Origin of the sequence: Dinghuibacter sp., from assembly GCF_035492835.1 — a bacterium.
In the GTDB taxonomy this organism is placed as follows: Bacteria; Bacteroidota; Bacteroidia; order Chitinophagales; family Chitinophagaceae; genus Dinghuibacter.
Genome location: NZ_DATJIY010000208.1, coordinates 1 through 9,774, shown reverse-complemented (window position 1 = coordinate 9,774; position 9,774 = coordinate 1). Strand labels below are relative to the sequence as shown.

Annotated in this window: 7 protein-coding genes and 1 pseudogene; 5 read left to right on the top strand and 3 right to left on the bottom strand. The window is 55.8% G+C overall.

Annotation, left to right across the window (positions count from 1 at the left end; all coding sequences use genetic code 11):
• From VL547_RS19390 to gldN, 5 genes and pseudogenes are all read left to right on the top strand, one after another.
• Positions 1 to 689: pseudogene (locus VL547_RS19390) on the top strand (thioredoxin domain-containing protein); the annotation flags it as partial.
• A 151-nt stretch (positions 690 to 840) separates the two neighbouring features.
• Positions 841 to 2,100 carry an SUMF1/EgtB/PvdO family nonheme iron enzyme gene (locus tag VL547_RS19385; RefSeq protein WP_325581023.1) on the top strand — a complete coding sequence of 420 codons (1,260 nt, stop codon included), beginning with the start codon at positions 841 to 843 and terminating at the stop codon, positions 2,098 to 2,100.
• Between the two features lie 66 nt (positions 2,101 to 2,166).
• Positions 2,167 to 3,000 (top strand): gliding motility protein GldL, encoded by an 834-nt coding sequence (gene gldL, locus VL547_RS19380; RefSeq protein WP_325581021.1) that lies wholly within the window; start codon positions 2,167 to 2,169, stop codon positions 2,998 to 3,000.
• Between the two features lie 101 nt (positions 3,001 to 3,101).
• Positions 3,102 to 4,631, top strand: coding sequence for a gliding motility protein GldM (gene gldM / locus VL547_RS19375; protein WP_325581019.1), 1,530 nt, complete (start codon positions 3,102 to 3,104; stop codon positions 4,629 to 4,631).
• A 15-nt stretch (positions 4,632 to 4,646) separates the two neighbouring features.
• Positions 4,647 to 5,663, top strand: coding sequence for a gliding motility protein GldN (gene gldN / locus VL547_RS19370; protein WP_325581016.1), 1,017 nt, complete (start codon positions 4,647 to 4,649; stop codon positions 5,661 to 5,663).
• Between the two features lie 836 nt (positions 5,664 to 6,499).
• On the opposite strand, the gene VL547_RS19365 is transcribed toward gldN, so the two are convergent.
• The 3 genes from VL547_RS19365 to VL547_RS19355 all read right to left on the bottom strand — a co-directional run bounded on the left by VL547_RS19365 (position 6,500) and on the right by VL547_RS19355 (position 9,603).
• Positions 6,500 to 7,144 (bottom strand): hypothetical protein, encoded by a 645-nt coding sequence (locus VL547_RS19365; RefSeq protein ID WP_325581015.1) that lies wholly within the window; start codon positions 7,142 to 7,144, stop codon positions 6,500 to 6,502.
• Between the two features lie 86 nt (positions 7,145 to 7,230).
• On the bottom strand, positions 7,231 to 9,042 hold the full coding sequence (gene uvrC / locus VL547_RS19360) for an excinuclease ABC subunit UvrC (RefSeq protein WP_325581013.1): 1,812 nt from the start codon (positions 9,040 to 9,042) through the stop codon (positions 7,231 to 7,233).
• A 9-nt stretch (positions 9,043 to 9,051) separates the two neighbouring features.
• Positions 9,052 to 9,603, bottom strand: coding sequence for a hypothetical protein (locus tag VL547_RS19355; protein ID WP_325581011.1), 552 nt, complete (start codon positions 9,601 to 9,603; stop codon positions 9,052 to 9,054).
• Positions 9,604 to 9,774: the final 171 nt, after the last annotated feature.

Sequence of the window (9,774 nt, the reverse complement as noted above, 5' to 3'; positions counted from 1 at the left end):
GTCATTTCAGGCAGGGCGATAGCCTCGGGCACGTTTTCAAGGCGGGTCGACTGCGTTATCCCGCCTTCCTGGACGATTACGCCTACCTGATCCAGGCGTTGATCTGTCTCCAGGAGATCACCGCGGATACGGCTTACCTGCACGAAGCGAAAGCCTGGACCGAATACGTGATCGCCCATTTTAGCGAACCTTCCAGCGGTTACTTTTATTATACTAACGCGGGTCAGAAAGACGTTCTATTCAGGAAGAAAGAGGTCTATGACGGGGCAACGCCTTCCGGCAACGCCGTTATGGCCTGGAACCTCTGGTATCTTTCGCTGATATTGGACCAGCCTGGCTGGAAGGCCAGGGCCGAGGGGATGTTGCAGGGCGTTCTTGGGACCCTTACACGGTATCCCACTTCTTTTGGGGTCTGGGGAGACCTCGCCTTGCAGGCGTATTATGGATGGAACGAGGTGGCCATAGTGGGCCACGACTATGCGGAGTCGCTCCGATCGGTCCTGGGGCGATATATACCCAACCGGATTCTCCAGGCGGGACCCCGCGAAGACCCCGGTTTCCCTCTGCTGGCGGGAAAAGGAACCGGTCAGGGTGCAACCTGGATTTATCTTTGCCGTAACTATAGTTGTGGGGCGCCGGTGTCCGATTCCGAGGGGTTGATGCAACAAATAAGACGTGGAACACAATAAGGCCGAGACCGGAAACGTTTAAAGAGACGTTAAAAATATAAGCGTAAAAATTTTTTATTTCTTATTATTTTTTATAGACTTGTGGACATTTTGCATGGTTTCCGCTTTGTAAACTGTACAACTGTCCAATACCTATATGAAAATTTTGACAATGAAGAACCAACTTTTAGGCCTTTTGGCTGTCGCTTCGCTTACCCTTGCATCCTGCGGCAAAAGCGGACAATCCTCCAAAGATGATGGTCAACTAAGGGGAGTCTCCTACGGAAAGGCGAACAACCTTACCAAGCCTTACGGTATGGTGTACGTACCCCAGGGTACCTTCCATATGGGCCCCAGTGACGAGGACATCAACTATGCTTTCACCGCACGTAACCGGCAAGTGTCCATCAATGGGTTCTGGATGGATGCCACCGAAATTACCAATAGCGAATACCACCAGTTCTCCAACTGGGTGAGGGATTCCATTGCCGCCAAGCTGCTCGGCTATGTCAAGCAGGTCGACGGGGAGGAATTCATAGACTGGAAGAGGGCCAAGACCATCTTCACCAAGCAGGACAAAGGCACCGCCGAGAAGCTGGATGCCATGATGCTCACCACCGACAACCGTATCTTCGGCCGCCGGGAAATCGACGCCGACAAGCTGGTCTATCAATACGAAGCCTTCGACTTCAAGGCTGCCGCTTATCGCAAGCCCAACGAGCCCCGCTCCAAGTTCATCGTCCGGGAACCGATCCACATTTATCCCGATACGCTGGTTTGGGTCCGGGACTTCTCCTATTCTTATAACGAGCCGATGGCTCAGCGCTACTACTCCCACCCGGCCTACGCGGACTACCCCGTCGTCGGCGTGAACTGGAAACAGGCTACCGCCTTTTGTAACTGGCGCTCCCATTTCCTGAACTCTTTCCTGGAGTCGAAGAAGAAGCCGCTGGAATCGGACTTCCGTCTCCCAACCGAGGCCGAATGGGAATACGCCGCACGCGGCGGCCGCAGTCAAGCCCTCTTCCCCTGGGGTAGCTACTACCTGCGCAACAAGAAGGGCTGTCTCCTGGCCAACTTCAAACCCGGCCGCGGTAACTACCCCGAGGACGGCGCCCTGTATACCGCCCGCGCCGACGCTTACTGGCCCAACGACTTCGGTCTGTACAACATGGCCGGTAACGTTTCCGAATGGACTTCTTCCCTTTACTACGAAGGCGCTTATAGCTTCATGCACGACATGAACCCCGACATCCGCTGGAATGCCCAGGATTCCGATCCTCCCCGTATGAAACGCAAGGTCATCCGCGGGGGCAGCTGGAAGGACGTCGGATATTTCCTCCAGGTCGGCACCCGCGCCTACGAGTACCAGGATACCGCGAAATCCTATATCGGCTTCCGCTGCGTCATCGACCTGCCCGCAGGCAAATAATCCGAACTACTTAACGTCACATACCTTTTTAATCCCACTATCCTAAACTCGACAAAACAGTTTACTATGTTGTTCTTCAAAACCAAGCGCGGCCAGTCCGTCATGAATTTCCTGTTCAGCCTTTTCGCTGCGATCGTAATCGCCGGGGCCCTGTTCAAAATCGAACACTGGCCGGGCGCCGACATCATGATCATCTGCGGTCTGGTAGCTGAAATCATCGTCTTCCTGCTCATGGCCTTCCTGGTGCCCGCGCACGAAGAGTATTACTGGGAGCGTTTCTTCCCCAACATCACCGAACACCCCGATGTTGAAGAGCGCCGCACCGGTAAGTTCTCGATGACCCCGATCTCTTCCCTCGGCAATTCTTCCAGCAGCGGAAATGCCGCCCTCGACAAGCTGGACGATATGCTGGCCAAGGCCGACATCACGCCCGCCAACCTGGGCCGCCTGAGCGAGAATTTCTCGAAGCTCAATACGACCGTTTCAAAAATGGGCGAAATCGGTGACGTGGTAGCCGCTACCGGCGACTACACCGCCAAGACCAAGGAAGCTACCCATGCCCTGATCACCATGAAAGAGGCATATTCCAACGCCGCTTCCGCCGTCGGTCACTTCAACAGCGCTTCCGAAAGCACGAAGGAGTTCCACGTACAGGTTCAGCACCTGACGAAGAACCTTTCTTCCCTCAATACCATCTATGAACTGGAACTCCAGGACACCAACAACCACCTGAAAGCCATGAACGCTTTCTATGGTAACCTGGTGAAGGCGTCCCAAGGCATGGAAGGCAGCGTAGAAGAAGCCAAGAAGGTCACTACCCAGATCTCGGCCCTGTCGCACAACTTGTCGACCCTGAACCAGATCTACGGGAACATGATCAATGCCATGCACGGGCGCTAAACCGTACGCCCCGCGTCGGCCCTTGCCTTTGCACCGGCTGAGTGCGCCGTCCCGGGACCCTTTGAAACCAATATCTTAGAGCCTCTAAATTTGAAATAGTCATGGCCTTACCAAAAGAGCCCAGGCAGAAGATGATTAACATGATGTATTTAGTGCTGACCGCGCTGTTGGCAATAAATGTGTCTGCTGAAATATTGAATGCCTTTAAAACGGTGGATGGGAGTATCAACAACTCCAATGCACTGATCGATAATAAGAACCAACGCGAGATGAAGGCCTTCGAAAAGGCCATCACCGACCAGGGCGAAGCAAAGGTCGGGCCGTTCCGCGACCGGGCGTTGGCTGCAACGGAACTCGAAAAGCGGGCTTGCTCGATGATCGAGAACCTGAAGCTCCAGATCCGGATGAATTCCCACGGTAAAGCGCCGGATGGGGAAGGTTTCGCCGACGACAACATGGACGGCCCCACCCGCGTCATGGACAACCAGCGGAAAGGGTATATGCTCCGGGATTCGATTGCCGCCTGGCGTCAGGAGTTGATCGACATGGCCGCTCCCGGCCGTAAGGAATACATCACCGAAAACATCCCCCTGAAACTCGATACGCCCCACGTGGAAAACAAGGGCAACCGTGACTGGGTTGGATCTCACTTCCGCATGGTTCCCTGTATCGCCGCCCTGACCATCATGGACAAATTCGCCAATGACGTAAAAGCTTCCGCTGCTACCGTCGTCGAGGACAATTTGGGCCAGATAAACGCGTTAGATATCAAGTTGGATAATTTCGAACCATATGTATCCGCCAACTCCCTGTACCTGATGAACGGTCAAACGTTCCAGGCTACGATCGGGGTAGGGGCCTTCAGCAGCGCCGTTAACCCGGAAATTACCGTGGACGGTCAGCCGCTGGCGGTTTCGGCCGGTAAAGGTACTTTTAGCACTACCGCTTCCGGTTCCGGTTCGCATACGGTCCACGTGGTCATCCGGATGAAGAAGCCGGACGGCTCCATGCTCGAAAAAACCGAAGATCTTACTTATAACGTCGGGACCTCTTCCTTTGCGGTTTCCGCCGACCTGACCAAGGTACTCTTCCGCGGCATCGACAACCCGATCTCCGTATCCGGTGGTGGTGTAGGCGCAGAGGGCCTGAATGTATCCGCATCGAGCGGTTCCTGCACCAGGGCCGGTAACGGGAAGTACATCCTGAAACCCGGTGACGCCAACGAGGACAAGATCGTCGTCACGGCTCACCGTCCGGACGGCTCCACTTCCACCCTGGGTAGCGAATCCTTCCAGGTGAAGGACCTCCCCAACCCCGCGGCTTATGTTGGTACTTCCGGCGGCGGCCGTATGCGCTCCGCCGAGTTCAAGGCCAACCAGGGTCTACGGGCGGTATTGGAAAACTTCGACTTCGTGAGCGGCGTCCGCTTCGAGGTAACGAGCTTTACGATGTACGTGGTAAACGATGGCCAGCTGCAACAGGGGACGTCAAACTCCTTCTCATTCGCACAGGTAGCAAAGTTGGTTTCGTCGTGTAAACCCGGTACGTCGGTCGACTTCGAGGACATCCGTGCCAAGGGCCCCGACGGTCGCACCCGTAAACTGAAGAGCCTCACGCTCCAACTGTATTAATAAACTGATTTGTATATGAAAATGTGGGCAAAATACGTGTTGATCGGTCTGTTGCTGGGCGGCTTTACCGCTGAGGTAGGCGCGCCGCAGGTAGCTACCGCACAGACGACCAGGAAGAAAAAAACGACGACCAAAAAGAAGAAGACCACTCCGCCTGTGACAAAGGTGATGCCGGTCGACACGACTGCCGTAGCCGCTGTTGCAGCCGCTCCCAAGACCCTGCCGGTCATCGGGGATACGATCCGCCGCTCCCTCCGTAACGACGGGGCCGTGGAAAGGAACCTGGTGAAGGACCGGGTACCCCTGGCCTACCAGCACATCCGCGAGGATGACGCTGTATACCGCCAACGGGTGTGGGAAGAGATCGATACGCGCCAGAAGATCAACCTGCCCTTCCGCTACAAGGCGTCCGAGGACAACGGTGATCAGCGCTTTATCGCCATTCTGATCAACGCCATCCGCGACAGCAGCGTCACTCCGTTCGATCCCATGGACGACCGGTTCACTACGCCCATGACAACGGATAAGATCGCCGAAGAGCTGGTCGGTAAGGCCGATACCATTCCCCTGATCGACCCTCAAACGGGTCTGAAAAAGAAGGATACGGTCATCACCAACGACTTCAACCCGGATGACATCACCAAATACGAGATCAAGGAAGAGTGGGTATTCGACAAACAGTCGTCCCGTATGTTCTGCCGTATCCTCGGGATCGCGCCCCTGAAGACGATCCGCCGGGAAGACGGTACCGAGCTCGGTGAAACCCCCCTGTTCTGGGTATACTACCCTGATCTCCGCCCGGTGCTGGCCAAGTACGAAGCCTATAACGGCCACAACTTCGGGTCCAGGATGACCTGGGAAGAACTCTTCGAGAACCGTATGTTCAGCGGCTACACCATCAAGTCCACCATAGACAATCCGTTCGATCGCCCGATCTCGACTTATATTAAAGACCCGATCCTCCGTCTCCTCGAATCCGACAAGACCAAGGAAAAGATCTTCAATTACGAACAAGATCTCTGGCAATACTAAATGCTCTCATAATGGAAGCCGCCCCCTCTTGATTGCGTCGCCTCCCGGCCGCGTAATCCCGCCGGGCGGCTTCCATTAAAATTTTTCTAAGCGCCCTCCGGGACGATTGCATTAAAATATTTCCTTATTTGAGGGCTCTCCTTTGTTTTACCACGAAATTTCACCGTATTCTCCGTTTTCCTGAGGTTTCCTAGTGTCTCCTTCCGAGAAAATGGGATCTATTGTCTTGACCGTAAATTTACGGGCCAGGCCGGCCGGTTTTTGGGGGTCAATATCCTCCCCCGCACCGCCAATTTCCGACCCCCTAAAAAGAGGGGAGAATCCTGTCCCACGGCAATTTTTGTTAAATGTTCGCAATTGAAAAAAATACCCTGTTTGAGGTATTGAACGGTCAAACATATAGATTATCTTTGTTATGGTTTTTCATAGGATATTGGATTTTAAAGACGGGGCTGGATGTCTATCCGGGCCCCATTTTTTTTGCCCCTGGTCGAGCGCGCTGCTGGAATTTAGCGCTCGGCCAGGGGCAAAAAAAATCATCAATGACTGGATGGGGCCCCAGCAATAAAGTGTCTCTTCTGGTGGGGTGCTAGCCCCATCCAGCGCGGAGGGGCGGGCCTTTTTGGCGTCTCCCCGGCGGCTCCTTCTTCTTGCCTTCGGACTTTTGTTTAGGTGCTTGCGCCGGCCCTTCGGGCGGCGGTTTGAGGGCTTTGGGGGCTTCCCGGGGGACCGGGTCTTTTCGGGGTCACTCCGGCGGCTCCTTCTTCTTGTCTTCGGACTTGTGTTTGCGTGCTACGCCGGCGCTGCGCGCGGCGGTTAAGAGTTTGGAAGATTTATCATATGGGGGCGCCGAAGGCGTAGGTTAGGGATAGGCGGAAGCCGTATTGCGTGAGCTTTTGGGGGTATTGGGCGGCATAGACTTGGTAGAGGAGGCCGTGGAATTGGGCGTAAAAGCCGGCTTCGAAGCCGAGGCCGCTTTGGAAGGTGTATTGGCCGCCGAGGTTGAGGAGGGCGCCGAGGCCGGTTTGGTCGGTGAGGGGACCGAAGCGGTCGCTGCCGTTGCTCCTGCCGAGCATCATATCGAAGGTCGGGTTGTGGAGTTGGAAGTCCCAGAGGAGGCCGGTTTGGACGAAGGCGTATTGGCAGATGGTGGCTTTGGCGGAGACGGGGAGGGAGAGGACGGCGCAGGTGGTGACGGGGAAGGTGGGGCCGCCATCTTCATCGATTTCGCTGACGTGGGCGGAGAAGCGGCTGTATTCGATGCCGGAATGGAGGCTTAGCCAGGTATTGAATCTGTAGCCGTAGTCTGCGCCGACGTGGAGGGGGTTGGAGAATTTGAGGCTCGTTTGCATCGAGGGGATGGCCTTTACGTTATTGTAGGAGCCGTGGTCATAGACGGCGAAGACCGACATCGTCGAGGTTTGGGCGGAGGCTGTGAAGGACCACAGAAGCAATGAGCATAAGCAGAGGGGAAGACGCATGGCTTTTTGAAGGTTGAACACAAAAGTGAGGAGAACGTGGCTTCCGGCAGGAGGGTTAACCGAAAATTAAAGTTGGCGGCAGCGAGCTATGGCTCTTCGGGGTGGAAGTGTCGGTAGACGGCTTCCGCCTTGGCGGGGCCTACGAGGCCGGAAAGGTCGGTGAGCCCGGCCTGGGCGACTTTTTTGACGGATTTGTAGGTGGTCAGCAGGAGGTCGACGGTAGCCTTACCGACGCCTTTGATGTCTTCGAGCTCGCTGGTGAAGACGCCTTTGGAGCGCTGGTCGCGGTGGAAGGTGATGCCAAAACGGTGGACTTCGTCCCGGATGCGGCGGATGAGGCGGAGGCTTTCGCTGTCCCAGGGGAGCTTGAGGGACTGGGTGTCGCCGGGAAAAAAGATTTCCTCTTCGTTCTTGGCCAGGCCGACTAGGGTCATTTTGCCGACGAGGCCCAATTCACGGATCGCTTCCATGGCGGCGCTAAGCTGGCCCTTGCCGCCATCGATGATGACCAGCTGGGGGAGGTCCTGGTCTTCGCGCACCAATCGGGAATAGCGGCGATGGACGACTTCCTTCATGGTGGCGAAGTCGTTAATACCGGTGACGGTCTTGACGTTGAAGTGGCGATAGTCCTTTTTGGAGGCGATGCCGTTACGGAAGCAGACCATGGCGGAGACCGGGAAGCTGCCCTGGAAGTTGGAGTTATCGAAGCACTCGATGTGCACGGGCAGCGCCGGCAGATGAAGGTCTTCCTGCAGTTGGTATAGGACCTCCTCCTTTTCGGCCTCGGTCTTATCTTCGAGGTGCAGCATCTTTTTCTTTTGCAGCTCGGCGCGGAAGTAGTTCACGTTTTTCTCCGAGAGGTCGAGGAGCTTGCGTTTGTCCCCGGTCTTGGGCTCGGTGATGGTAACGCCTTCGGCGGACCAGTCGATCGCGAGCGGCACGATCACCTCGGGGGCGTCGCTGGAGAAATCGTCCCTGAGCCGGGGGACGGCATAGGATAATACTTCGGCCTGATCTTCCTCCAGCTGGGTTTCGAAGGTGCTGGTCTGGGTTTGTATGATGGTGCCCTCGCGGACCATGAGGTAGTTGACGTAGGCCTGGTTGCCTTCCTTGAGGATGCTGAAAACGTCTACGTCCCCCATCTTTTCGTTGACGATCGTGGATTTGGCCTGGTATTGCAGGACGTGCTCCAGCTTCTTGCGGGTGAGCTCGGCTTGTTCGTAACGCATGGCTTCGGCCATGGCCTGCATTTCCCTGCGGAAATACTGGATGACGGGTGTCAGGTTGCCTTTGAGCAGGTTCTTGGCCTGGCGCAGGTCCTCCTTGTATTCTTCGAGCGTCTGGAGGCCTTCGCAGGGCCCCTTGCAATTGCCAAGGTGGTATTCGAGACAGACCTTGAACTTCCCTTTGGCGATGTTTTGCGGGGAGAGGTTGAGCTTGCAGGTCCTCAGGGGAACGGTCTGCCGGATGAACTCGATGAGCTCCCGGACCTTGCCGACGGAGGTAAAGGGACCGAGATAGTCGGAGCCGTCGGATATCTTGCGCCTGGTCAGGAAGACCCGCGGGAAGGGCTCGTTCTTAAAGACGATGTAGGGATAGGTCTTGTCGTCCTTGAGGTTGATGTTGTACTTGGGCTTGAATTGCTTGATCAGGGCGTTTTCCAAAAGGAAGGCGTCCTGTTCGGAGTCGACTATGGTGAACTCGATCCGGTCGATGCGTTGAACGAGCTCGTGGGTCTTATAGCTCGTAAAGGTCTTTATGAAATAGGAGCTGACGCGTTTGCGAAGACTCTTGGCCTTGCCTACGTACAGCAACTGCCCCCCGGCGTCGAAATACTTGTAGATGCCGGGTTGGAGGGGGATGGCGGGGGCAATTTTCTGAAAGGCTTCGGCGGTCATGGGCGTGGTTTAATGCAGTTTCCAGGTCACCTTCTGTCTGCGCATACCGGAAGGATATTGATTCTCGTGGTCCACGTTGGTGATGACGGTGAAGCTGGAATCGGTTTTCCAGATGAGCTGGTGACGGATACTTGAATCCGGCCCGGCCTGCACGTACTGGATATAGAGCTGGCCGATGACGCTGGAACCCGAATTCAGGAAGACGTCTACCCGGTTGAGGGGGATGCTGTCGCCCGCCGCTTCAAAGGAAATGATGGTGCGGTGGTGACTGCTGTCCTGGATCACCGTGCGGGTGTATTGACCGTTGGAGGTGTTCTCGTCGGTATTCATAAACGGCGTGATCAGCTGTCGGGCGTCGTCGATGCCGATCGCCGAGGAGTCCCGATCACCATACAGCATGAGCGACGCGTGCAGCGAATCCATTTTTTTGAACTGCCCTTCGAGGTAGATCTGAATATTGGGGAAAGAAACGGTATCCGTGGTGCTGGCGGTTCCCTTGCCTCCAAAGTGGCAACTGCTCACGCTCACGAGGAGGCATACTCCCAAAATGCACATTTTCATCCCCCAAAGGTACGATACGCCCGCGAATCCGGGTGTCCACTATGCAGCGAGCGCGCCGCATGCGTGCCGCCGGCGTGTCGCATGTCAGGAAGAGGCTAGGCGCCCTGCACCTTTTTCCCTCGCTTTGCGGAGCCCCGCAAAAAGAGGGACAAAGGTGCAGGGCGCCTAGCC